This window comes from Thalassotalea sp. 1_MG-2023 (assembly GCF_030546745.1).
Lineage (GTDB): Bacteria > Pseudomonadota > Gammaproteobacteria > Enterobacterales > Alteromonadaceae > Thalassotalea_C.
In genome coordinates this window covers 1-24,202 of the sequence record NZ_JAUOPD010000014.1, presented here as the reverse complement: position 1 = coordinate 24,202, position 24,202 = coordinate 1, and the positions used below count along the sequence as shown (strand labels likewise).

Genomic DNA, 24,202 nt, shown 5'->3' with positions numbered 1-24,202 from the left:
TATGACAACTTTATATGGCATAAAAAACTGCGACACCGTAAAAAAAGCACGAAAATGGCTTGATGAGCATAATATTACTTATCAATTCCACGATTTCCGTGCTGACGGTCTAGATAACAACCAGTTACAACAATTTGTTGCTATGTCTTCATGGGATTTATTACTCAATAAACGTAGCACAACTTTCCGAAATTTAGACGAAAATATAAAAGCTAATCTTTCAGATACTGTAGCCTCAGAACAAGTATTATTACAACCAACATTATTGAAGCGGCCTTTGTTGCATATTGACGACCAATTACATCTAGGTTTTAAGGCAGAAAAATATCAAGAGATTTTTGCCTAATGACAACAACTAACACGCCGGTTTTAACCCTCGCCGCAGATTTGATCTCTCGTCCATCAGTCACCCCAGAAGATGCTGGTTGTCAGCAACTAATGTCTGAGCGCTTAGAAAAGTTAGGTTTTCTAACAGAAACGATGGTATTCGAAGACACCACGAATATGTGGTGTCGTAAAGGCGATACTGGACCAGTTTTTTGTTTTGCAGGTCATACTGATGTGGTACCAGCTGGAAATTTAGCAAGCTGGGATACTCCACCTTTTGAGCCCACTTTCAAAGATGGTTTTTTATTCGGCCGCGGTGCTGCTGATATGAAAGGTAGTTTAGCGGCTATGGTAGTTGCAACAGAAAAGTTTATTGTCGACTACCCAAACCATAAAGGCTCTATCGCTTTCTTAATTACCAGTGATGAAGAAGGTCCGTTTATCAATGGCACTACACGAGTAATAGATACTTTAGAAGCAAGAAATGAAAAGATCGATTATTGTATCGTTGGTGAACCTTCAAGCACAAATGAAGTGGGAGATATTGTTAAAAATGGCCGTCGCGGCTCAATTTCAGGTGAATTAACAATATTTGGTAAACAAGGCCACGTTGCCTACCCACAACATGTAGAGAACCCTATTCACCTTGCAATGCCTGCTTTAGCGGCACTCAGTCAAGCACATTGGGACACCGGCAACAGTTATTTCCCTGAAACTAGTTTCCAACTTTCGAACATTCAATCAGGTACTGGAGCAACAAATGTGGTTCCAGGCCATTTAACTGCATGGTTTAATTTACGCTATAGCACAGAGTTAACCGATGAAAAAATCGTTAGCAAAATCGATGCTATCTTAACTGAGCACCAATTAAATTATGATATTAAATGGACATTTAATGGTAAGCCTTTCATCACAGAACCTGGCACTCTTGTTGATGCAACGTCTAACGCAATTAGCACGGTAAAAGGTTTTATTACGACTTTGTCTACTTCTGGTGGCACTTCTGACGGTAGGTTTATTGCTCCAACTGGTGCGCAAGTTGTTGAACTTGGGCCTTGTAATGCGACAATCCATCAAGTCAATGAAAGTGTAAAATGTTCTGACCTTGAAGAGTTAGTTGATATTTATTATCACATTCTCGTCAATGTACTCAGCTAAGGCAATATAGAACAATGGCTACTCATGGTTTACTCACGGGAACAACTAACACGCATATCCATTATTTATCAGAGAATAAAGGGATACATCAAGGCATTATTACTCCTTGGTTACGCTTAGTTGATGCCGCACAAACGGCAGGTTTTCAATTATCCATCGCGAGTGGTTTTCGAGACTTTGACAGGCAGCTTAATATTTGGAACAGAAAGATGACAGGAGAATTACCGGTTTTCGATCTGCAACAACAGCAAATAAACTTAACGACTTTAACCACCGAAGAAAAAGTGCATGCTATCATGACATTTTCAGCGCTTCCTGGTGCTAGTCGTCACCACTGGGGTACTGATGTTGATATTTATGATCCATCGCAGCTAAACAATGGTCAGCAACTATTGCTCGAAGAGTGGGAATATCAGGGTAATGGTCCATTTGCTAAGCTGACCAAATGGCTTAATGAAAATGCGCAACATTATGGTTTTTATTTTCCATATCAATGCTACCAAGGTGGAGTCGCTCATGAGCCTTGGCACTTATCTTATGCCCCTTTATCAACTCAGTTTTTAACAGAATTAACGCCTGAAATATTAGCTAGTACCCTGCACAAACATGAGATTGAAGGAAAAGCTTTTATTCTTGATCAAATAGAGCAATTAATGGAACGCTACGTATACAACGTTCAAGAGGTAACTAATGGATAACTGGTTAATCATTACAATTTTTATTGTTGTTGCGCTGATATTTATTGGTAACTTTAGCACGGTACGTAGGAATGCAAAAACACCACTACGTAAAAAAAACTTAAATGATCTTAATGAAACGCTTCCTCGGTCAAATAAAAAGCCTCATAAAATGGACTCATTCAACAAAAAATAGTTGTGCAGAGTGAGTTTTATACGTTTAGTGACGCAGGCAACGATTCATCATCTCTAAGAGTCAGTATTTCTACTCCGTTAGCGGTCACAAGAAGCGTATGCTCCCACTGCGCAGACAACTTTTTATCTCGAGTAACGACTGTCCAACCATCTTTTTTTTCTTTGGTTTTATGTGTTCCTTGATTAACCATAGGTTCTATTGTGAAAGTCATGCCTTCTTTTAGCTTTAGTCCAGTGCCTGGTTTTCCCACATGGAGAACTTGTGGCGCTTCATGCATTTCACGACCAATGCCGTGCCCACAATATTCTCGAACTACGCTAAAGCCATTAGCTTCGACATAAGATTGAATAGCATGACCTACGTCCCCTAGCCTTGCACCTGGCTTTACCATCTGTATGCCTTGCCACATCGCTTGATACGTCACTTCTGATAGGTATTTCGCCCGAGCTTGTACCTCACCAATTAAGTACATTTTACTACTGTCTGCAACAAAGCCATTTTTTTCTAAGGTTATATCAATATTCACAATATCCCCCGTCTTTAATCGCTTACCGTCACTTGGTACACCATGACAAACGACTTCATTTACTGACGAATTTAACACATATTGATAACCGTACTGACCTTTACTCGCAGGACGGGCATTCAGTGTATTTATAATATAGTCTTCAACAAAATCGTTAATGGCCATTGTTGTCACACCAACATCAATAAAAGAATCTAGCTGCTTAAAAACCTTAGCCAATAAACGCCCTGATTCTCTCATTAAGCCAATTTCAGCCGTTGATTTAATCACTATATTGCTATTCACTAATCAACCTTACTGAAGTAACTTTTTCTGAACGCATCTCGCGCTCAATAATCTGTTCATAACTGAGCGTTGGATTCTGCTCAGCAAGACGCCCTATTTTTAGCCAGAACTCAGCCTGAGAGTTTATGGAGCGCTCCATAACACTACTCGTTTTTCTGACTTCATCATGTAATTGGTCTGATATTTTAACAATGCCCATTTGATTACCACACAAAAGAATACGTTTCATATACATAGTGCTACAAAACATATATACATTCAATATGAGTGGAATGATTTACAGAAAAAAAATGGTGGCACAAATTGCCACCATTTTATTCATTCAAAAGGAAAAGCTACTGCATTATCCACAGCTAGGACGAACGGTTGAACGTTGATAAATCGCTTTCGATTTAGTTAAGTTTTCCGTTAAATCATTAATTCGGGTTTGGTTTGACGGGTGTGTTGATAAAAATTCAGGTGGCGCTCCTTTTGATTGTTTCGCCATATTTTGCCATAACGAGATGGCTGCTGATGGTTCAAACCCAGATTGCGCCATTAAGTCTTGACCAACGATATCTGCTTCACTTTCATGCATACGGCTGTACGGCATTAATACGCCATATTGCGCAATACCTAACCCGACCATCAACCAAGTTTCTTTATTTTCTATTTGTTGTTGCGATAAAACAGCGCCACCTACTGCAGCTCCCATTTGTACTAACTGGTTTGAAGAAAGTCGTTCATTAGAGTGGCGCTCAGTAACGTGAGCAATTTCATGGCCAATAATGGCTGCAAGTTGATCTTGACCCTGTGCTACCTTAAGAATTCCCGTGTATACACCGATTTTTCCACCAGGTAATGCAAATGCGTTTACTTGATCTGAGTCAAACACAACCACTTCCCAATCACCAGAATGCGCTTGTTTTGAGACATTTTTTGTCACTGCTTTAGCGACACATTGCACGTAATTATTGGTTGCCATATCTTGGCTAATTTTTTCTTTCTCTTTGAGCTCTTCAAAAGAAGTAGCCCCCATCTTATTCAATTCACTGTCTGAAAATAAAGTAATTTGATTACGCCCTGTTGAGGATTTCGCACAACCACTTACCGCAATAATCGTTGCTATTATTAAGAATGTTGATTTCATATCAGCCCTTTATTTAATTTCCATAGCTTATGAGTCTGTTGATCTTTAGAAGTTAAATTTTGTTCGAACTAAACGCTTTTTGTTCAATATGTAAGCAATGATACATGGCTATTCCATGTAAATTACGAACAACGATGAAGAAATAACGTTTAGCTGAACCCAATAAACTGCTTTAAAACTAAACACAAAAGTTCAACAGACCCTAATAATAAGCAATCATTGGCATGATCTAAACCGTTATCAATAATTTAATGATAAACAAGTTAACACTTAGCATTTTTTAGCTGCCTTAAAAAGACGAATATGCCTACTGCTTTATCAACGTATCTTGACCTTTGCTGACACCGTAAACATCTTTTTTATCAAAACCTAGCGTCACATGAAAGTCTTTTGCAGCCAAACGCAAGGTTTGTCGCATAAAGTCGCCATCGTTAGAAGAAGCAACGACAAAGTAACTCGTGTTATTGCCTTGGCTAACTCTACCTAAGCCTTCTAGCGTTATACGAACGGTTCTACCAAGGGTAACTTCATCTTTGTTCATTAATTGATATTCATGTGGTGCAACTAAAGTCACATGAAAAGCATTGCCATCTCGATTTGCTTGATTTAAACGGTATTGTTGAAATTCGTCACCGAGTATTGTTTTTAATTGTACCAAAAACTTTTCAACTTCTGTACGTGCTACTTTAGCACCAATATAGGTTAACCCTGTACTGTCAGTCATTTCACTTACGGTAGTTATAATCACTTTAGTTAGATCATCCTTATACTTTTCATCATCTAATGATTTTAAGGCTTTAGCATGGCCTGGCCTTACCTCTACTTGCTGTTGAGGTTGTGTAGAAAGTTGCTTATTCTCCGTTGGAAATGCAAAAGCAACTTGTGATATTGAAGATGCCCAAAAGGCAATGAATATAAGTTTTTTACTGTGTAATGCCATTTCTTTCTTTATACTTAACGTTGAGTGTGATCTTTATTCTACGAGTAAGTAAGGCAATAATGAAGTATTGGTTTAGTCCTGAGGTGTTTAATAGTATTGCAATTACTTTATCAGGCTTCCGCTGGAAGTTGTTAGGTTGGAGTGTTTTTGCTTTTGTTTTATATTTCGTATTACAACGACAAATTACTAACTTAACACCTGAGTCATTGATCTGGTTAGCACTGTTTATATTATTTTCCGCCCTGCAAGCGCTTGTACTTTCTGCATTTATCTTTTTCTTTCAGGTGTTACCCTCTTCAAAAGTACAAGATAAAAAATGGCAACGGTTTTATCGAAAAATAGAATGGTGTGAAGCTGCCATTTTTGGTTTTATTCTACCAGCACCAAGTTTACTATTTCTGTATGCCTTTTTTACCGTTTAAATATGACGTTGTTTTTGGGCATAAATGCCTAAAACAACAAAGATTAGTACCACGCTAGGTACAATATAAACCGTTGGTATGCTACTGAGCTGCTTAGCGAGTAAAGCAGTAAGCCAGACCGTTAATAAACCATAACCGAATGCACATACCACAATAAAGACTAATGTACGCACAACAAAGTGTTGTTTTCGGATCATGTGCTTTAATGCGCCATTAATATCATTACCAAACAGCACGAGTATCGTCGCTATTATGGCTAATGCGGTTTGATATTGATAAGGACGAAACCACTGACCTAACGATGTAAGTAATTCGATCATAACACTACCTTATGCTCTGCAAGTAATGCGAGTAGATCGTCTTCGGTTAATACTTTTACCCCTAATGATTGCGCTTTTGTCAGCTTTGAACCTGCTTTTTCTCCGGCAACTAAGTAATCTGTTTTTGCAGAAACACTGCCGGCAACTTTCGCCCCTAACGACTGTAAATACGCTTTGGCGTCGTTACGGCCCATTTTATTTAGTGTGCCCGTGATCACATAGGTAAGATCAGTTAATGGTTGTTGATCTTCAGTTTTAGCAACAATATCTGGCCAAGTCATGAGCTGTTCTAACACTTCAATAACGTCGATATTATGTGACTGTGCAAAAAATTGAACAATATTTGCTGCCACCACTTTACCAACATCTGGGACCGCTTGTAATGCTTCTTCATCAGCGGTTTTGATCGCTTCAAACGTTAAAAAGTGCTGTGCCAAATTGGCTGCCGTTGTTTCACCTACTTCACGTATACCAAGCGCATAAACAAACTTCGCCAACGTAGTATGTTTCGCTTTTGCTATTGCTTGTACAAGATTCTGAGCAGATTTTTTTCCCATTCTCTCCATTGTACTGATATCAAGCTCAGACAAACTAAATAAGTCAGCAGGTGTTTGAATTAGCTTTTCATCAACAAGCTGTTCAACTAACTTATCGCCTAAGCCATCTATATCTAATGCTTTGCGTGAAGAAAAGTGCTTTATTGCTTCTTTACGCTGCGCCCCACAAATCAACCCCCCAGTACAGCGTAATACTGCTTCACCTTCTAGTCTTAGTACATCTGAGTGACAAATAGGACAACTTGTTGGAAACTCTATTTCTTTGGCATTATTAGGGCGCTTATCTAATACTACGCTGACAATCTGCGGGATCACATCACCCGCGCGTCTAATAATTACCGTGTCTTTTACTTTAATGCCAAGTCGATCAATTTCATCTTGATTATGTAGTGTGGCATTGCTAACGGTTACCCCACCAACAAATACAGGCTTTAGCCGAGCGACAGGCGTAATAGCACCGGTTCTTCCCACTTGAAATTCTACGTCTTCAAGTGTGGTTAATTCTTCTTGGGCAGGAAACTTATACGCGGTGGCCCAACGAGGTGCGCGTGCCACAAAACCAAGTGTTTGTTGATGAGCAATATCATCTACCTTAAATACCGTGCCGTCTATTTCATAATCAAGCGCTGAACGCTGATTAAGAATGTGCTGATAAAAATGATCAACCTGTGATGTATCCTCAAGTAATCGAACTTCTGGGCAAACAGGTAACCCAAGTTGTTTAACTTGTTGTAAGCGCTGATAGTGGCTTGTTGCAAGCCAGTCCTCGTTATTTTGACCTATGATGTCTTCAGAAACGAAGCCTAGCCCATACGCATAAAAAGCCAGATTTCGTTTAGCTGCAATTTTAGAATCGAGTTGGCGTAAACTTCCGGCTGCTGCATTACGAGGATTAGCAAACGTTTTCTCACCTTTTTTGATCGCTGTTTCATTGAGCTTCTCAAAGCTCGCTTTTGGCATAAACACTTCACCACGAACCTCTAATACCTTTGGAAAAATAGATCCTTGAAGCTTCAAGGGTATCGATTTGATCGTTTTTATGTTTTCGGTAATATTCTCGCCTACGGCTCCATCTCCTCGAGTTGCCGCTTGCACTAATATTCCATCTTCATAGCGTAAACTTACCGCAAGACCATCCAATTTAGGTTCAGCACAAAATGAGATTGCCTCATGCGTATTCAACCTGTCTTGAATACGTTTAACAAACGCCTGCCATTCTTCGGCTGAAAAAACATTATCTAATGACAACATCGGTATTTGATGTGTAACTTGCGTAAAGGCTTTTAACGGCTCGCCGCCAACACGTTGACTTGGCGAATCACTTTGCTTTAAACGAGGGTATTGCACTTCAAGATCTATTAACTCACGCATCAGCCGATCATATTCTGCATCAGGTACACTTGGCCCATCCATCACGTAATATTCATGGTTATATTGGTTAAGTAAACGATGAAGTTCTGTTACTTTTTCTGATGCTTGTTGTTCTGTCATAATATCTTCGGTTAAAAAAATAAGCCTCAATTGAGGCTTAATATATTGATTAGGTAAGTATAAAACTATGCGGAAGCGATTCGATGCTTGCGTTCAAACTCTCGAATTTTGCTCATGTAATGTTGTTCAGTTTGCTTGGTCATTACACTGCGCTTATCGTCTAGTAATTGGGCATTAAATTCTACAGCTAAATGTTTTGCAGCATTCATTAAGTGTTCAAATACTTCAAAAGGATCACCTGCATTTGGTAAAGTCATAAATAATGTGATGCCTTGGGTGGTAAAACTTTCCATATTATCAAGGTCAAACGTTCCAGGGTTCATCATATTTGCTAGGCTAAAGGTGACTTTTCCATTGCCGGCATTATCTTCATGGCGATGAAAAATATCCATTTCGCCAAAACGTAATCCTAGCGTAAGTAACGTAGGTAGTAACGCGGCGCCAGAAATATGATTATCTTCTGGCATAACCACCGACACAACAATCACTTCTGGATCGATGTCTGGTTTTTGTTCTCGAATTGGTGCTTTCTCACTTTTGGCTGACGAAGCTTTTTCATCAAACTCATCACCAAAATTGATTTCCATTTGATCACGTTTTACTTTGCCTTTAGCAGCCTTTTCATTACTACGCTTTGGTTTGCGTCGACTTACTGGCTCTTGATAAACGGGCTCTGTTGCAGTGATGATCTCTTCTTCCACTTCTGGTTGTGTTTCACTCGCATTTGCTTGCGGCGGTGGACTTGTTAACGGAGGTTGTTCCGTAATATCAGACAAGTCTCCTAAAGAAGGCTCTAATGAAGGCGAGTTCGCATTCGGTTTATCAACATCTTTTGGTATTGGATCTTCGTCATAATCTGGTGCTGGTGCCGGTGCTGTAGGCACTTCTTCCTCACTTAACGTACTTTCATTTACCACGCGCACTTTGCCAATGCCGTCTTGGTCAAAGCCTTGACTATCAAAACTGTGTTCAGTAGGCGCTACTGACTCAGGCTTTGCTTTAAGTTTGTATGGGTTTTTATTTTTTCTAATCGTCCAAAAGCCATGTACAAATATGGCTGCTATGACAATAGCACTGATAATAATTAATACGTTTCTAAAATTATCTTCCATCTTTTAGCCTGTTTATGATACGTCGGCCATAGCAATTGCTTCTTCAACATCAACAGATACCATACGAGATACGCCCGGTTCAAACATGGTTACACCTGTTAAATGAGAAGCCATTTCCATGGCAATTTTATTGTGACTAATATAAATAAATTGTACGCTTTTCGACATTTCACGTACTAAATTACAAAATCTCTCTACATTTGCATCATCAAGTGGTGCATCTACTTCATCCAGCATACAAAAAGGTGCAGGGTTAAGTCTAAAAATCGCGAACACTAATGATAAAGCGGTTAATGCTTTTTCACCACCCGATAATAAATGAATCGTACTATTCTTTTTACCTGGAGGTCTAGCCATAATTGTTACGCCAGTCTCTAATAAGTCATCGCCGGTTAATGCTAAATACGCATCACCTCCGCCAAAAACTTTAGGAAATAACCTTTGTAAATCATGATTCACCTTATCAAAGGTTGTTTTAAACTTAAGCCGACTTTCTTTATCTATTTTTTCTATTGCTGATTCTAACGTTGAAATAGCCTGATTTAAATCCTGATCTTGTTGATCTAGGTAGTTTTTTCGCGTTAATTGACTTTCATACTCATCAATTGCTGCTAAATTAATCGCTCCAAGTTGTTGAATGTCGTTTTGAACCTTTATTAACTTAGCTTGCCAAACAGATTCATTTGCACTATCTGATAAAGACTGTGCAATGTCTGTGGCATTTTTACCAATTTCATCTAGCTGTTCAAGTGCATTTTCAGCTTTTATTGAAAAACTTTCAGCACTTAATTGTAATTGAGATAACTGCTGTTTGAACTGTTCGATTTGTTCGACGGTTTTTAAGGCATTTTGTTCCATTTGTTGAAAAACAACTTGTTGTGTTGCAATCACTTTATGCTGTTGTTCAATTTCGTTATCTAACGCGCTCGATGACGCTAACCATCGCTGTAGGTTTTCATTTAATTCAATTAACTTTTCTTCAGGTAAGCTTTCATAGTTATTCATTGCTTTTTGCTGCGCAGATGCATTATCAATCGTTGTTTGATATCGAGAAATATTTTGCTGCGCGAGTTGGCTCTCGTGTTTACTTCTCTCAAGCAATATTTGTTGTTGGTGAATGTTTTCTTTTAGCGATTGGTATTGCTGATTAATATCAGTTAACGCAGCGTTGTGTTGTTCTATTTTTTTTTCAAGTAACGCCATTGTTGCAACGAGTTCATCGTTCGCGACATTATGGTCAACATCTTGCTCTTTTTCCCATGTTGTGAATTCAGCTTCCTGCTTACTAATCATTTGTATTATTTGCTGTTTTTCACGTTGTACATGCGCTTGTTGCTGTTCAATATGCTTATGTTTTTGTTGCCAGGTTGCATTAAACTGTGTTGCTTCTAATAACTGCTGTTGATGACTAATTAACTGTTTCGTTACTTCTTCTTGTGTTTTTTCAATACTCTCAATGTGCGCATGAACTCCCAGAAGCAGCGTTTCAGTGTCATTCAGTTGCTGTATTAATTGTTGGTAAGAATGTTCAAGTTGTTGCTTTTCATTTGTTAACAGTAATACATTATCTGAACGTGTTAATTGCCCTTTTCTGATAAAACTATTTCCTAACCAAACGCCTTGAGGGCATATAACAGATTGCTGTTGTTTCAAATTTTCTCGATTAGCAAAACAGGCTGTTTCATCAGCAGCAATCAACACGTTAGAAAATAAGCTTCGCGGCAATACTTCACTCGACACTTTGCTTGCCAGTGTTGCTTGAAGTTGTTGAGAGGAAATACCGTCTACTTGTTTATCTTCACTTGATAAATAAAGAAAGCAAGCGTCTAATGTAATTAGTTTTTCCATTTCTGCTTCATGCCAAGGCAAGTCGAACACATGGGCTTGTAGCATTTGTTCAAGCACCATTTCTACAGCCAACTCCCAACCTGGTTCAACTTGCAATAAGTCTTGAACTCTACGCATTTCATTTTTTAGTAACGGCGAAAATGTGGACACTTGTGCTTGTTGCCAATTTTCTTGTTGACTCAACTTTTTGGTTATATCGGCAATGCGTAATTGCTGACTCCGACAATCACTCCGAAGCTCGGATATGATATCAGCATGTTGTTGCTGTTTTAATGATGTGGCTTTGAGCTCCGCGTTAAGATCGCGAAGTTGATTTTCCTTTTCAGCAATAACCTGCCGGATCTGTTGTTCATCAAACAACGACTCCTTCATTAAGGTCGATTTTTCGAGCACTAACGTTTCGTATTGTTGATTAAGTTTATTTAATTGTCGTTGTTGTTGTTCAAGTTCAGATAAATACACTGATTGTTGTTTTTCAAAATAATTTTTAGCTTGAACACTCTCACGATAAGCTAGATTACGTTGTTGTAACTCTAATTGATATTGTTGAAGTTGTGTTTCTTTGTCGAAGCGTGTCTGCTCAGATTCAACAATTTGTGCCTCAATACTTTTAATATGCTTTGAATATTTTTCAAGTTTTTGTTGCGTCTCCGCGTAATACTGTTGCTCATGCAAGAGCATTTCCTGTGCCTTTTCCATCTGAGTTTTTAATGCGTCAACGCTTTCTTTACGTTGTTTTTGTTGCACTTTTTCATGTGTGATTTGTTGCTCAGCTCTTGCAATATCATTCGTTAAGGTAATCTTATCTTGTTGGCAGTGTTGAATTTGGCTATTCGCTGTTTGAATTTGCTGTTTTGCGTTAGTTAACAGGAGATCATCAGCTTGTTGTGCTTGTTTTAACTCCGCTATTCTATCGTTAACCTTTTGTATTTCTTGTTGCTTTAACTTCGAACGATGTTCAAAGTTCTGCCAACGTAACACAGCTAATTCAGCTTTTAATTGTCGCTCTTCAGCTTTTAACGTTTTAAAACGTTTTGCGCCTTCAGCTTGAATATGCAGCTTTTCAATTTGCTGCGTTAGTTCCAATCGAATGTCGGTTAAGCGATCTAAATTTTCGCGAGTATGTCGTATACGATTTTCAGTTTCTCTGCGTCTTTCTTTATATTTCGAAATACCTGCCGCTTCTTCGATAAACACTCTTAATTCTTGCGGTTTAGACTCAATAAGGCGAGAAATGGTCCCCTGTTCAATAATCGCATAACTTCTTGGTCCTAAGCCTGTTCCCAGAAAAATATCAGTGATATCTTTCCTACGACACTTAGCGCCATTTAAGTAATAGGTATTTTGCGCGTCACGATTAACAACTCGACGAATAGAAACTTGGTTGCGATCCGCCATAGAGCCTTGAAAGCGATCTGCCATGTTGTCGAACATGAGTTCAACACTGGCTTGACCGATAGGCTTTCTACTTGCAGCACCATTAAAAATGACATCGGTCATGGCATCACCACGTAAGTGCTTTGCAGAACTTTCGCCTAGCACCCAACGAACAGCATCAATAATATTTGACTTACCGCAGCCATTCGGACCAACAATTGCGGTCATTTGTTGTTCAAATGGCACTTTTGTCGGATCAACAAAAGATTTAAACCCCGCCAATTTGATATATTTTAACCGCATTTACGCTTGTAGCCCGCATGATATATTGCTTTTATAAACTGACTCTACCAGAAAATATCGCCTTTAGCACCTGTGTTTCCTTCTCTGTTCCAACTTTGCTAGGTATACTATTTTTATTTCAGAAAAGTAAAGGTTAATAATGCAGCAAAACCACTCTTCTCCCTTAGCTCATAGCGGCGCCGGCTATTTATTACTTGGTTTTTCTTTAATTAGAATGAAAGGCGTTAAACGTTTTGTGTTTATACCATTATCAGTCAACCTGTGTTTATTCGCCGTTGCGTTCAGTTATTTATTTACAATGCTTGATGAATGGATGCTAGCATTCGAATCTTGGCTACCTGAATTTTTACAATGGCTAACGTGGATAGTACAACCGCTTACTTTATTGTTTCTTTTAGTGTTCTTTTCTTTTATTTTTAGTTCTGTCGCTAATTGGCTTGCAGCACCATTTAATGGGCTGTTAGCAGAAAAGCTAGAAGCAAAGCTCACCAATAAAAGACCTCCATCTGGTTCAGTGTTTGATATTGTTAAAGATATACCACGTACATTTTCAAGAGAATGGTGTAAATTTAGTTATTATTTACCACGTGCTGTTGGCTTTTTTATCTTGAGCTTTATTCCTATCATTGGGCAAATCATGTGGTTTTTATTTGTTGCGTGGATGATGGCAATTCAATACAAAGATTATGCTTTTGATAACCACAAAGTACCTTTTGAAGCTATGAAGCATGCGTTAGCAGAGCGTAAAGGGTTAAGTTATAGTTTTGGTATTACCACAGCGGTATGTTCGATGATACCTTTTGTTAACCTGGTTATTATGCCAGTAGCCATTTGTGGCGCAACGGCCCTATGGGTAGATCATTACCGCGATAACTTTGCTGATTAACGGTTAAAACGTATTGAATGACAATGTGAGTTTTTCAATTTACTTATTAGCATAAAAAAGCCCAGCTGTTTAGGCTGGGCTTGAATGTTTACTAGAAATACACTTTATTTGTTAAAGCGTATTTTCAAACAACTTATAGATCCGACGATACTCATCTAACCATGAACTCGGCTGAACAAAACCATGAGGTTCTACCGGATAAATCGCCGTTTCAAAATCTTGTTTTTCTAATTCAATTAAACGTTGTACTAAGCGAACGCTATCTTCAAAAAACACATTATCATCTACCATTGGGGCGTTAATTAACAACGGTTTTTCTAACCCTTCCGCAAAGTAAATTGGCGAGCTACGTTCGTACGCGATTGCGTCATCTTCTGGTGTATTTAAGATATTAGACGTATAGCCATGGTTATAATAGGCCCAATCAGATACTAGCCTTAACGCCGAACCAGATTCAAATAAGTCAGGCTCTTTAAACATCGCCATTAAGGTAAGAAAACCACCGTATGAACCGCCATAAGTGCCGATTCTTCTACGATCAACATTGGCATTTTCAATTAACCACTCAACACCATCACGCATATCTTCTACTTCAGGTTTCCCCATATGACGATAAATGGCTGTTCGCCAGTCACGGCCATAGCCTTTAGATGCTCGGTAATCCATATCAATAACGACATAACCTTGTTGTACAAGCATGCTATGGAACATAAATTCACGAAAATAACCTGACCAACCTAAATGCGCATTTTGTAGATAACCAGCACCATGCGAAAACATCACTGCTTTGTTTTTCTTTGCGGTTTTATCAAAGTTTTTAGGTAAATAAACGCGTGAATACACAGGTTCATTTTGATATGACGACGGCACAGCAACAACGCTTGGCGCTACCCATGGCATTGATAAAAACTGTTTTGATACCGTGTTAGTAATACGCTCTGCTTTACTACTTGAATCAATCGGCTTGACGTACAATTCAGGAGGCATGGTAACCTCAGAATGTTGGATTAATAATTTTTTACCATCTGGGCTTAACGCATAATCATTCATACCACCAAGATCTGTTAACGCTGTCAATTTACCTGACTCTACAGCGACTTGATAAATCTCATAAATACCAGGATGCTTTTTATTCGCTTTAAAAATAAAGTGATTTTTATCTTCTGTTAAGTTTACATTGCTGACTTCAAATCGACCTTCCGTTAATTTTTTAGCTTTTCCTTTTAGACTTTTGACATAAAGATGAGAAAAGCTACTTTCTTCTGAAAGGTAGTAAAGTTTATCTTCAAGCCAGCCAAATTCATTAAACGACCAATTGATCCAAGCATCATCATGAAGTCGATGCTGCGACACTAATGTGTTTTCTAACAAGTCTACCGTTGTTAACCAGCGATCTTTGTTATCCCACGCTTCAAGTAGCACTGCGACTTGTTGTCCACTTTCATGCCACTTAATAGGATTACTTGCGCGCATCACATGAATATTACGTGGCGCTTTTTCACTTTTATACGTTTTACCTAAACGCTGATGATTTTCTTGTTTTACACTGGCAAGCACATCTTCATCAAAGCCAGGAAGCGTTTCAAAACTTAACGGAAACTGCTGACCTGTTTTTAGATCGAGTAAGAAAACTTCTTCTTGATATTTGCGATTATTTGCCACGCGCGAACGCACTTTTTTAGCTTCGATATCGCCATTATCCGTAATATAATTCGGCATAATATCAGTTGAAGCACGAGAAGGTTTGCTTTCTGCTACGCTAACAATAAGCTTTTCACCTGTTGGTGATAAACTCGCATGTACCACTCGCTTACCCTTACCTAAAAAGAATTCCGTTTTAGTCAAGGTAGAGTTTTTAGCTTTCAACTGTTCTTTCTGTTCATTACGCAGAGCTTTATTACGTTGTTGTAATGCTACATAGCCAATTAGCTTACGCTGTTCTTTGGCTAGGTATGACGAAGCTTGCTCATCTTTAGGTTTGTCTTTTACGACTAAGCTAGCAAGCTCTCTAATAGTTTGGCTAGCAACGTCATGTTCAAAAAACTGATTATTTACACGATAAGCGATGTTCCCATTAGTAAGAAATATTGGTGAACGCTCGATTGCAGAAGTATAAGTAAGTTGAGTTACTTTACCCGTAGCCAATGTTTTAACAAATACATTGCCTTCAAAGATATAAGCTTCACGTTTACCCTGCTGATCTTTTACTGCAAACCTATCTTTTACTTGATGGTATTCAGCTAAATTAACTTTTACTCCGTTGCCCGATTGCTGTAACGATTTACGGAACAAATCTCGAATGGGATTACCTTCACGTTTTTGTTGATAGTAAACGGTATTACTATCATCTCCCCAGTACCAACCTTCAGGGCTTCTTCCCATCCAGTCAGGATCTGACATAATTTTTTCTAACGTTAGTTCAATTTCACCTGACGCTAATGTTTTTTGTGTAACGCTTTTTTTCGGTGTTAAATTTTCGATAGGTGCCAAAGTAGACTTTTCTTTCGCAAAGCTGGCTTGTTGTTCTGTCATCGACGGTTGTTCGGCAACGTTTGGTTCATTCAACACAGATTCTGCGGTTTGTTCATTGGTCGTGGCTACACAACCGAACAAAGCAATACTAACTGCACTTAAAAGTAAGGTATTATTTTTCATAGTAAATGCTTAATTGTTGTTAAAATAATTATTTAATGATTTGCCCTAGTGTGACGTAAAAAGCAAACGCTTGGCAACCAGAACAGGTTAACCTGTTTATTTTTAGCGCTGAATTTTTTCTTCCTGTTGTATCATTACGCATACTTAAATAAAAAAGCAGATAAATTATCTAAAGCTAAGCCTCGAAAAACACAACACTAGCTAACTTAAGCTAACAAAATTGATTAAAAATGCTATAATCGCGCGCCAAAATCCTATTTGCGATATTTGGCTTAAGCCATCATCAACATAGGCACTTTTAGTATTAAATAGGCAACATCATGATCCCATTACCTAAGACAACATTGTTTGATTACCCAAAGTATTGGGCAGAGTGTTATGGCACATCAACATTTTTACCCACCACAAGGGAAGAAATGGATGAGCTTGGTTGGGACAGTTGCGATATTATTTTAATTACCGGTGATGCTTATGTTGATCATCCAAGTTTTGGTATGGCTGTTATAGGCAGAATGCTAGAAGCTCAAGGCTTTCGCGTTGGAATAATCTCACAGCCAGAATGGCAATCAAAAGAAGCCTTTATGGCACTTGGCAAGCCAAACCTATATTTCGGTGTTACCGCCGGCAATATGGACTCAATGATCAACCGTTATACCGCAGAAAAACGCTTACGCCATGATGACGCTTACACGCCAAATAATGAGGGTGGTAAACGCCCCGACAGAGCAGTTTTAGTTTACTCACAACGGTGTAAAGAAGCATTCAAAGATGTACCTGTGATTATTGGCGGAATAGAAGCAAGCTTGCGTCGTATAGCTCATTACGATTATTGGTCAGAGAAAGTTCGTCGCTCAGTATTATTTGATGCTAAAGCAGACATGCTCGTCTATGGAAACGCGGAGCGTCCATTAGTCGAGTTAAGTCATCGTATTGCACAAGGTGAATCGATTGAGTCTCTAACCGACATTAGAGGGACCGCATTTTTAACTAAGCAAGCACTTCCCGGTTGGCATGGTATTGATTCACGTGCAATTGATAAACCAGGAAAGATAGATCCTATTGTTAGCCCATACCAAGAAATTAACGAAACCAGTTGTGCCACTGAACAAGAAAAAACGGTAGACGTAAAATCAGACACACAAGTGGTCAATATTGTTGAATTTAAAAGCGATAAACACAAAAACAAAAGCTGGAAAAATAAAACTAAACCATGGCTAACCACTTACATCAATTTGCCTACGTTTGAGCAAGTTAAAGATAATAAGATGCTTTACGCCCATGCCTCGCGTATTTTTCATCAAGAAGTAAATCCGGGTTCTGCTAAACCATTAGTACAGCGTCATGGCGATCGTATTATTTGGCTTAATCCGCCTGCGTATCCGTTGAGTGAAGAAGAGATGGACGGTGTTTTCGGTTTGCCTTATCAACGTGTACCCCACCCAAATTATGGTGATGCTAAAATTCCAGCATACGATATGATAAAAACCTCAGTGAATATCATGCGTGGTTGTTTTGGCGGCTGCACTTTCTGTTCAATAACTGAACACGAGGGGCGTATTATTCAATCTCGTTCAGAGCAATCTATTCTAGATGAAATTGAAGACATTAAAGAAAAAGTACCAGGCTTTACCGGCGTGATATCTGATCTTGGTGGTCCAACGGCTAATATGTACAAGCTACGCTGTAAAAGCCCGAAAGCTGAAGCAACCTGTAGAAAACCTAGTTGTGTTTGGCCAACCATTTGTGGCCATTTAGATACCGATCACACGCCAACAATAAACTTGTACCGTAAAGCACGTAAAATAAAAGGGATCAAAAAAGTTCTGATAGCTTCAGGTGTTCGATATGATCTAGCCGTTGAAGACCCGGATTATGTAAAAGAATTAGCCGAACATCATGTTGGCGGTTATTTAAAGATTGCGCCGGAGCATACCGAGGACGGGCCGTTAAACAAAATGATGAAGCCCGGAATGGGCAGCTATCACGCATTTAAAACCCTATTTGATAAATATTCAAAAGCTGCTGGTAAAAAGCAATATCTTATCCCCTACTTTATCTCAGCGCATCCTGGCACCACAGATATGGACATGGTGAACTTAGCACTCTGGCTCAAAGAAAATGACTTTAAATTAGATCAGGTACAAAATTTTTACCCTTCACCGCTAGCAAACGCAACAACGCTCTACCACACAGAAATAGATTCGTTAAGAAATGTTAAAAAAAATAGTGACTCTGTTGTTGTGCCTAAAGGTGGTCGTCAACGCCGGCTACATAAAGCGATTTTACGTTACCATGATCCAAATAACTGGCCGATTATCCGTGAAGCACTGACAAAAATGGGCTTAGCTCGTAAGTTGATTGGCACAAAGCCTGGCTGCTTAGTACCTGCAGAAAGTAGACAAGAAGGCAATTACCAACATTACAAAAAGTCAGGAAAAGGCAAGAATAATGCTCATGGCTTTAAGAAAGGTGAAGGTATGACTAAACGTACGAAAGCTAGCAGAGGAAAACAAGGGTTAACCCGTTTTAGTGATAACCAGTTTTCAAATAAGAACAAGCCAAAAAAACGGTAAGAAACCTTACATCTCTTCACTATAACGATAATTAACAGCTAAAGAATGAGACCTTTAGCTGTTTTTTCTACTTACTTTTCTCGCTATATACGCTATAAATTTCATCTGGCTAATTTTTAGTATCACTCATTTAACCGATGATATAGGCTTTGTCAGTATTTATAATTTCACCTACCTGTTAGTTGCTGTATAATCGCGCGCAATTTCTTTACTTCAAGCTCGTTAGGAGTCTGTTATTTTAGTCGCCAATAACATCACGCAGCAGTTCGCTGCAAAACCATTATTTGAAAACATCTCACAAAAATTTGGCAATGGTAACCGCTACGGTCTGATCGGTGCCAACGGCTGTGGTAAATCAACCTTTATGAAAATATTAGGCAGCGATTTAGAACCCACCAGCGGTAATGTTAGCCTTGATCAAAATGACCGTATTGGTAAATTACGCCAAGATCAATTTGGCTTTGAAGAATACTCCGTTGTTGATACTGTGATTTTCGGACATACCGAATTATGGCAAGTAAAAGAAGAACGAGATCGTATTTATGCATTACCAGAAATGAGCGAAGAAGACGGTATGCGTGTAGGTGATCTTGAATCATTATATGCTGAAATGGATGGTTATAGTGCTGAAAGCCGTGCTGGTGAATTACTGTTAGGTGTAGGTATTCCTGTAGAACAACATTACGGTAAAATGAGTGAAGTAGCGCCTGGTTGGAAATTACGTGTACTTCTCGCACAAGCGCTGTTCTCAGATCCTGATATTTTGTTGCTTGATGAACCAACCAATAACTTAGATATACATACCATACAATGGTTAGAAGATACCCTTAACGAACGTGATTCAACCATGATCATTATTTCTCATGATCGTCATTTTTTGAACTCAGTTTGCACACATATGGCTGATCTAGATTATGGTGAACTTCGTGTTTATCCAGGCAATTATGACGAATATATGCTAGCAGCTACACAAGCTCGCGCTCGTTTACTTTCTGATAATGCAAAAAAACAAGCGCAAATATCAGACTTAAAAGCCTTTGTTGCACGTTTCTCTGCCAACGCTTCAAAAGCTAAACAGGCAACATCGCGCGCTAAACAAATTGATAAAATTCAACTTGATGAAGTAAAAGCGTCAAGTCGAGTTAACCCATTTATTCGTTTTGAACAAGAGAAAAAGTTGTTCCGTAATGTGTTAGAAGTTGAACAACTGAATGTTAGCTTTGACGATAACCATGTATTAAAAAATATCAATTTAATGGCAGAAGTCGGTGAACGAATTGCTGTGATTGGTGAAAATGGTGTTGGTAAAACCACCTTTTTACGTACACTAATGAATGAAATTCAGCCAGATAGCGGTGAAGTAAAGTGGTCAGAAAATCATAATATTGGCTATTATGCGCAAGATCACGCACATGAATTTGAACACGATATGAACCTATTTGATTGGATGAGCCAATGGCGCAAAGAAGGTGACGATGAACAATCAATTCGTGGAGCGTTAGGCCGCATGTTATTTTCTGCTGATGATATTAAAAAATCAGTAAAAGTATTATCGGGTGGTGAACAAGGTAGAATGCTTTTTGGTAAATTAATGATGCAAAACCCGAACATTTTGGTGATGGATGAACCTACCAACCATTTAGATATGGAATCGATCGAATCATTAAATATGGCCTTAGAACAATTTGAAGGTTCATTGATCTTTGTATCGCATGATCGTGAATTTGTTTCTAGCCTGGCAACACGTATCATTGAAATAAAAGACAAAGGCGTTATTGATTTCGCCGGTAGTTATGATGAATATTTAGCAAGTCAAACAAGCTAAACAAAGACATTAAAGTGCCCTTTAACTATTTTAAGGGCACTTAATAACAGTGACTCACTTTATTCAACACTTTTACTTAAGCTGTACTAACCGAATTTAACAGCGAAATGCAAACGCTAAATTCAAATGATTTATGGTCTGCTTTTTCGACAAAGCGGTGATGAATTAATTGATTGTCGATTGAAATTCCCGCGAGGATTGAACAGTCACAATTGTTCATCTTTTATAAAAATTCTAGCTAGATTATTACTGAGAATGCTCAGTAAATCTTTTTAAAAATACCCAGCAATTTTTTAACTCGCTGAAACTCTTTCATAAAGCTCTTTAGCCTTTAAGTATTACGATAAATTATTAGTAACAACCCAATTAATACCATTAAAGTCATCACATAGTTTCATTACAAATTGAATTGTTGATAAATTCTGGTAGTTTAAAGAAATATCAATAGACGGATATTACTGAGTCGTCTACATAATAATTGATATAGCTACAAAATCGTGCATTGGTAACTCTTAACACTAAAAAGGATTCTTATGAAGCAGAGTAAACTGGAATTGGTTCCTGTCAAAATGCAGGAAGTAGATAATATAAGCATGGGGGTTTTACCAAATGGTGAAACATTTTTATCTTTACAAGGTTTAGCTAGATTTTGTGGTGTTGCTCCAAGTGCGATTATCCAACTGTCACAAGATTGGCAAAAAGGTGAAGCTCAAACAAAAAGTCGTGGAAAACAACTTGCGCAACTAATATCCGAGTGGACTGATTCAGATGAAATACCTGTTAGTCTATATGTAGAAATTGAAAATAGTTATGCAATATCTAGTGTAACCCACGCAGTTCCTGAATCGATAGTGATGGCGATTACAGACTATTATGCCCACTACGCTCAAACGACCAAACAAGAAGCGATTACAAACTACCGTAAAGCTGCGAAGTTAGGCCTAAGAAAATATATTTATGATCGTTTAGATTATAATGAAGATGATTTAATTAGTGAAAGTTGGAAATTACTCCAAGAAAGAATATTAAACAATGAAAGCCCAAAGGGTTACTTCACAATGTTTGATGAAGCTACGACAATTATTGCTTCACTTATCCGAAACAATATTGCCGTAGATGACTCAATTATGCCTGATGGCAGTTTAGGCATTCACTGGGCTAAATACTGGAAAGAACAAGAGTTACAAGCTAGCTTTGGGGCTAGAATTAAAATACATCATAAATTCCCAGAGTCATACCGGCAGCTAGATCCTGAAATAAACGCATATCCGAATGAAGCTTTATCTACTTTTAGAACATGGTTTCAAGACACTTATTTACCGCAGAAATACCCTAACTATGTAAAAGGTAAAATCAAAGATAAGAGTAAAATATCTCTTTTATTAGAGGCTGTTTTACCTCCTTCATTAGAATCAAAAGCTCTGCCTCATTAGTTATAGTAAACGTTTTAAGATGGGGTCAAAAGCTTGGCTGACAATCATTCTTCGCTGATTATAGCCAAGCATTATCCGCAATTTAGCCGGCGTTAAACGTCATTCGATTATGGAGTTACCTTGGAAAGTTTAGTAAAAAGTATTTCTGGTGTTATAAAGGATTATAGAGATCGAGAGTTTGGCTTGTTAGATGAGAACCATGTACTTAGGTGGGTTAATCAATTTGATAGCAAAGAACGTTTAGTGGTATTGGAAGAGACTAATCGGATTTTGAAAAAAAACTACATATCTAAAGATGTTTTTTTAGCTTTTGTATCAGGCCTTGTAACTTCCGAAAAATTTTCTTCAAACTCACCAAGAACTTTTTGGAATAATATTTCTTTATGTAGTATTCAAATTAACGGTAATAGTCAATCGGAGCTGGTCGAACTATTAAATAATGAAGTGTATAGAAATTACGGTATACGCTCCTCAATTAACGGTCACTCTGAACATCATATTTATATTGATGATTTCTTGTTTTCTGGTAATCGATTAATTTCTGATATGAGGAAGTGGATTCGTGAAAGTGCTCCTGCACAATGTCATGTTAGTGTTGTCATGATGGGATGGTATCAAGGTGGTATTTACTATGTTCAGAAGCAATTGAAAAAAATTGCAGAAGAAAATAAAAAAAATATAACTTTTAAATACTGGTCAAAAGAAGATCTCAGGTTAGATAATAGGTTAATCAAAAAAAATGATTCCCATGTTTTTTGGCCTGTAGCAAGCGTAGCTGAAATTCCAAGTGTTTCATCATATATTGATAGCTTAAATACAACTCCAAAATTTAGGGAGGTTAATGGGAAAAAAAACAAAGTATTCTCAGTTGATAGAAGATCTCAATATGAAGCAGCAATGCTTAAGGCAGGCATAAAAATATTAGGATTTTGTGAAAAACCTAATATCGTTGTTAAACCTCTTGGTTATAACAGATTTGATGGTTTTGGTTTTGGTTCTACAGTGTTTAGTTATAGAAACTGTCCAAACAATAACCCTTTAGCATTTTGGTGGGGAGACCCTAGATATTCAACTGCTCACCCTTTTGGAAAATGGTATCCATTAATGCAACGTTCGACATATGGCATTTAAATGAGAAATTATGAAGAGAGGGAGTATGATATTAGACATGCTGCCGCTTTCAAGAAAACAACAGAAAAATGGGGGGGCTTCTCTAATATGTGTGGAGGCTTTCCATTAGTTGTTGGTGAGGTTCGCTTCCAAAGTGCAGAAGCTTTGTATCAGTCTTGTCGATTCCCAAATTTACCTGAAGTACAAGAAAAAATAATACTTCAAACTAGCCCAATGACTGCAAAAATGGTTAGTAAGCCATTCCGCGAACAAACTAGAGCCGACTGGATTAACGTTAGAGTAAAAATAATGAAGTGGTGCCTACGAGTTAAGCTAGCCCAAAATTGGGATGATTTTTCTCAATTGTTACTGGATTCTGGTGAAATGCCTATTGTTGAGTTATCAAATAAAGATGCGTTTTGGGGAGCAAAACCGTTAGAGTCTAATACTTACTTAGGAATTAATGCTCTAGGTCGGTTGTTGATGGGGTTACGAGAACAATTAATTAACAATGATAAAGAATATTTTATGGTTGTCCCACCTTTGAACATAGACAACTTTTTATTTTTAGGCCACAAAATAGAAGCAGTAAAATCTATAGATAAGAAGCCAATTGCAAATAATCAAGCTGGGTTATTTGATGTTTAGCACATATGAGCCTTAACTCTGTCAATTAGAAATAGCGTTTATTTTGACCGTTTTTTTTAATGACGGTCAACTTTAAATCAATAAAAAATTCGTTTACTTCATCTGCCGACGGGGCTGTTAAGCAAGTAGCTTACTGAAAGCAGAGGGGCTCTTTTATTGCGCCCCAATGCAGCCTGTTTTTTCCCACATCCTTTTGGGGTAGCTGGGGCACTATGAATTCAGCATTTATTAAAGTACTTAGGCGAATAGCCCTTCAAATTTATCACAAACTAGGTGATGGAAGTTTTGGATAAAGTTGTGGCTAATCTACTCAATGTGAATAAATTTCTAGAGCGTGTTGATCTTTCAAGTTTGTTTTTGCAGCAATTTGTTTGGTATTTATACAAGGCAGAGCTTGTGCCGTG

General features: G+C 38.1%; 20 protein-coding genes. 11 read left to right on the top strand and 9 right to left on the bottom strand.

Going from position 1 to position 24,202, the window contains the following annotated elements; genetic code table 11:
* Position 1 precedes the first annotated feature (1 nt).
* Genes Q4489_RS11955 through Q4489_RS11940 form a run of 4 tightly spaced genes read left to right on the top strand, consistent with a single transcriptional unit; the run spans position 2 to position 2,358 of the window.
* Complete coding sequence (locus tag Q4489_RS11955; RefSeq protein WP_303480677.1) at positions 2-346, top strand: ArsC family reductase; 345 nt, start codon at positions 2-4, stop codon at positions 344-346.
* Positions 346-1,485: a succinyl-diaminopimelate desuccinylase gene (dapE, locus tag Q4489_RS11950; RefSeq protein ID WP_303480673.1), complete on the top strand. Its 1,140-nt coding sequence runs from the start codon at positions 346-348 to the stop codon at positions 1,483-1,485. The genes Q4489_RS11955 and dapE overlap by 1 nt, the downstream gene beginning before the upstream one ends.
* A gap of 14 nt (positions 1,486-1,499) precedes the next feature.
* On the top strand, positions 1,500-2,183 hold the full coding sequence (locus Q4489_RS11945) for a M15 family metallopeptidase (RefSeq protein ID WP_303480670.1): 684 nt from the start codon (positions 1,500-1,502) through the stop codon (positions 2,181-2,183).
* Entirely contained in the window at positions 2,176-2,358 is a 183-nt protein-coding gene (locus Q4489_RS11940; RefSeq protein WP_303480667.1) for a hypothetical protein, read from the top strand. Before Q4489_RS11945 ends, Q4489_RS11940 begins: the two co-directional genes overlap by 8 nt.
* A 16-nt stretch (positions 2,359-2,374) precedes the next feature.
* On the opposite strand, the gene map is transcribed toward Q4489_RS11940, so the two are convergent.
* The 4 genes from map to Q4489_RS11920 all read right to left on the bottom strand — a co-directional run bounded on the left by map (position 2,375) and on the right by Q4489_RS11920 (position 5,238).
* Complete coding sequence (map, locus tag Q4489_RS11935; RefSeq protein WP_303480664.1) at positions 2,375-3,169, bottom strand: type I methionyl aminopeptidase; 795 nt, start codon at positions 3,167-3,169, stop codon at positions 2,375-2,377.
* A complete protein-coding gene (locus Q4489_RS11930; protein WP_303480811.1) occupies positions 3,162-3,368 on the bottom strand; it encodes a ParD-like family protein in 207 nt (68 codons plus the stop codon). Before Q4489_RS11930 ends, map begins: the two co-directional genes overlap by 8 nt.
* Before the next feature lie 144 nt (positions 3,369-3,512).
* On the bottom strand, positions 3,513-4,298 hold the full coding sequence (locus tag Q4489_RS11925; protein WP_303480661.1) for a M48 family metallopeptidase: 786 nt from the start codon (positions 4,296-4,298) through the stop codon (positions 3,513-3,515).
* Between the two features lie 307 nt (positions 4,299-4,605).
* Positions 4,606-5,238 (bottom strand): hypothetical protein, encoded by a 633-nt coding sequence (locus Q4489_RS11920; protein ID WP_303480658.1) that lies wholly within the window; start codon positions 5,236-5,238, stop codon positions 4,606-4,608.
* 59 nt (positions 5,239-5,297) lie between these two features.
* Here Q4489_RS11920 and Q4489_RS11915 point away from each other — a divergent pair, with 59 nt between their 5' ends.
* On the top strand, positions 5,298-5,660 hold the full coding sequence (locus tag Q4489_RS11915) for a hypothetical protein (protein WP_303480655.1): 363 nt from the start codon (positions 5,298-5,300) through the stop codon (positions 5,658-5,660).
* Here Q4489_RS11915 and Q4489_RS11910 read toward each other — a convergent pair.
* The 4 genes from Q4489_RS11910 to smc all read right to left on the bottom strand — a co-directional run bounded on the left by Q4489_RS11910 (position 5,657) and on the right by smc (position 12,668).
* Positions 5,657-5,980 carry a DUF3392 domain-containing protein gene (locus Q4489_RS11910; protein WP_303480652.1) on the bottom strand — a complete coding sequence of 108 codons (324 nt, stop codon included), beginning with the start codon at positions 5,978-5,980 and terminating at the stop codon, positions 5,657-5,659. The two genes, Q4489_RS11915 and Q4489_RS11910, sit on opposite strands and share 4 nt — an antisense overlap.
* Positions 5,977-8,028, bottom strand: a complete 2,052-nt coding sequence (gene ligA / locus Q4489_RS11905) for an NAD-dependent DNA ligase LigA (protein WP_303480650.1) — start codon at positions 8,026-8,028, stop codon at positions 5,977-5,979. Before ligA ends, Q4489_RS11910 begins: the two co-directional genes overlap by 4 nt.
* Before the next feature lie 65 nt (positions 8,029-8,093).
* Positions 8,094-9,140: a cell division protein ZipA gene (gene zipA, locus Q4489_RS11900; RefSeq protein ID WP_303480648.1), complete on the bottom strand. Its 1,047-nt coding sequence runs from the start codon at positions 9,138-9,140 to the stop codon at positions 8,094-8,096.
* A 12-nt stretch (positions 9,141-9,152) separates the two neighbouring features.
* On the bottom strand, positions 9,153-12,668 hold the full coding sequence (gene smc / locus Q4489_RS11895; protein ID WP_303480645.1) for a chromosome segregation protein SMC: 3,516 nt from the start codon (positions 12,666-12,668) through the stop codon (positions 9,153-9,155).
* Between the two features lie 139 nt (positions 12,669-12,807).
* Here smc and cysZ point away from each other — a divergent pair, with 139 nt between their 5' ends.
* Positions 12,808-13,554: a sulfate transporter CysZ gene (gene cysZ / locus Q4489_RS11890; RefSeq protein WP_303480643.1), complete on the top strand. Its 747-nt coding sequence runs from the start codon at positions 12,808-12,810 to the stop codon at positions 13,552-13,554.
* A gap of 111 nt (positions 13,555-13,665) precedes the next feature.
* Here cysZ and Q4489_RS11885 read toward each other — a convergent pair whose 3' ends face one another.
* Positions 13,666-16,209, bottom strand: a complete 2,544-nt coding sequence (locus tag Q4489_RS11885) for a prolyl oligopeptidase family serine peptidase (protein ID WP_303480639.1) — start codon at positions 16,207-16,209, stop codon at positions 13,666-13,668.
* Positions 16,210-16,529: 320 nt separating this feature from the next.
* Here Q4489_RS11885 and Q4489_RS11880 point away from each other — a divergent pair, with 320 nt between their 5' ends.
* From Q4489_RS11880 to Q4489_RS11860, 5 genes are all read left to right on the top strand, one after another.
* Positions 16,530-18,782 (top strand): YgiQ family radical SAM protein, encoded by a 2,253-nt coding sequence (locus Q4489_RS11880; RefSeq protein ID WP_303480638.1) that lies wholly within the window; start codon positions 16,530-16,532, stop codon positions 18,780-18,782.
* A 235-nt stretch (positions 18,783-19,017) separates the two neighbouring features.
* Positions 19,018-20,607: an ABC-F family ATPase gene (locus tag Q4489_RS11875; protein ID WP_303480808.1), complete on the top strand. Its 1,590-nt coding sequence runs from the start codon at positions 19,018-19,020 to the stop codon at positions 20,605-20,607.
* 533 nt (positions 20,608-21,140) lie between these two features.
* Complete coding sequence (locus Q4489_RS11870) at positions 21,141-22,040, top strand: hypothetical protein (protein ID WP_303480636.1); 900 nt, start codon at positions 21,141-21,143, stop codon at positions 22,038-22,040.
* A gap of 120 nt (positions 22,041-22,160) precedes the next feature.
* Positions 22,161-23,171, top strand: coding sequence for a hypothetical protein (locus tag Q4489_RS11865; protein WP_303480634.1), 1,011 nt, complete (start codon positions 22,161-22,163; stop codon positions 23,169-23,171).
* On the top strand, positions 23,172-23,798 hold the full coding sequence (locus Q4489_RS11860; protein WP_303480632.1) for an NADAR family protein: 627 nt from the start codon (positions 23,172-23,174) through the stop codon (positions 23,796-23,798). It abuts the gene before it with no gap.
* Positions 23,799-24,202: the final 404 nt, after the last annotated feature.

Bases quoted from the DNA above. Each gene is read 5' to 3' on its own strand.
- Q4489_RS11955 (WP_303480677.1), top strand. From the start codon at position 2: ATGACAACTTTATATGGCATAAAAAACTGCGACACCGTAAAAAAAGCA.
- dapE (WP_303480673.1), top strand. From the start codon at position 346: ATGACAACAACTAACACGCCGGTTTTAACCCTCGCCGCAGATTTGATC.
- Q4489_RS11945 (WP_303480670.1), top strand. From the start codon at position 1,500: ATGGCTACTCATGGTTTACTCACGGGAACAACTAACACGCATATCCAT.
- Q4489_RS11940 (WP_303480667.1), top strand. From the start codon at position 2,176: ATGGATAACTGGTTAATCATTACAATTTTTATTGTTGTTGCGCTGATA.
- Q4489_RS11930 (WP_303480811.1), bottom strand. From the start codon at position 3,368: ATGGGCATTGTTAAAATATCAGACCAATTACATGATGAAGTCAGAAAA.
- Q4489_RS11925 (WP_303480661.1), bottom strand. From the start codon at position 4,298: ATGAAATCAACATTCTTAATAATAGCAACGATTATTGCGGTAAGTGGT.
- Q4489_RS11920 (WP_303480658.1), bottom strand. From the start codon at position 5,238: ATGGCATTACACAGTAAAAAACTTATATTCATTGCCTTTTGGGCATCT.
- Q4489_RS11915 (WP_303480655.1), top strand. From the start codon at position 5,298: ATGAAGTATTGGTTTAGTCCTGAGGTGTTTAATAGTATTGCAATTACT.
- Q4489_RS11910 (WP_303480652.1), bottom strand. From the start codon at position 5,980: ATGATCGAATTACTTACATCGTTAGGTCAGTGGTTTCGTCCTTATCAA.
- ligA (WP_303480650.1), bottom strand. From the start codon at position 8,028: ATGACAGAACAACAAGCATCAGAAAAAGTAACAGAACTTCATCGTTTA.
- zipA (WP_303480648.1), bottom strand. From the start codon at position 9,140: ATGGAAGATAATTTTAGAAACGTATTAATTATTATCAGTGCTATTGTC.
- smc (WP_303480645.1), bottom strand. From the start codon at position 12,668: ATGCGGTTAAAATATATCAAATTGGCGGGGTTTAAATCTTTTGTTGAT.
- cysZ (WP_303480643.1), top strand. From the start codon at position 12,808: ATGCAGCAAAACCACTCTTCTCCCTTAGCTCATAGCGGCGCCGGCTAT.
- Q4489_RS11885 (WP_303480639.1), bottom strand. From the start codon at position 16,209: ATGAAAAATAATACCTTACTTTTAAGTGCAGTTAGTATTGCTTTGTTC.
- Q4489_RS11880 (WP_303480638.1), top strand. From the start codon at position 16,530: ATGATCCCATTACCTAAGACAACATTGTTTGATTACCCAAAGTATTGG.
- Q4489_RS11870 (WP_303480636.1), top strand. From the start codon at position 21,141: ATGAAGCAGAGTAAACTGGAATTGGTTCCTGTCAAAATGCAGGAAGTA.
- Q4489_RS11860 (WP_303480632.1), top strand. From the start codon at position 23,172: ATGAGAAATTATGAAGAGAGGGAGTATGATATTAGACATGCTGCCGCT.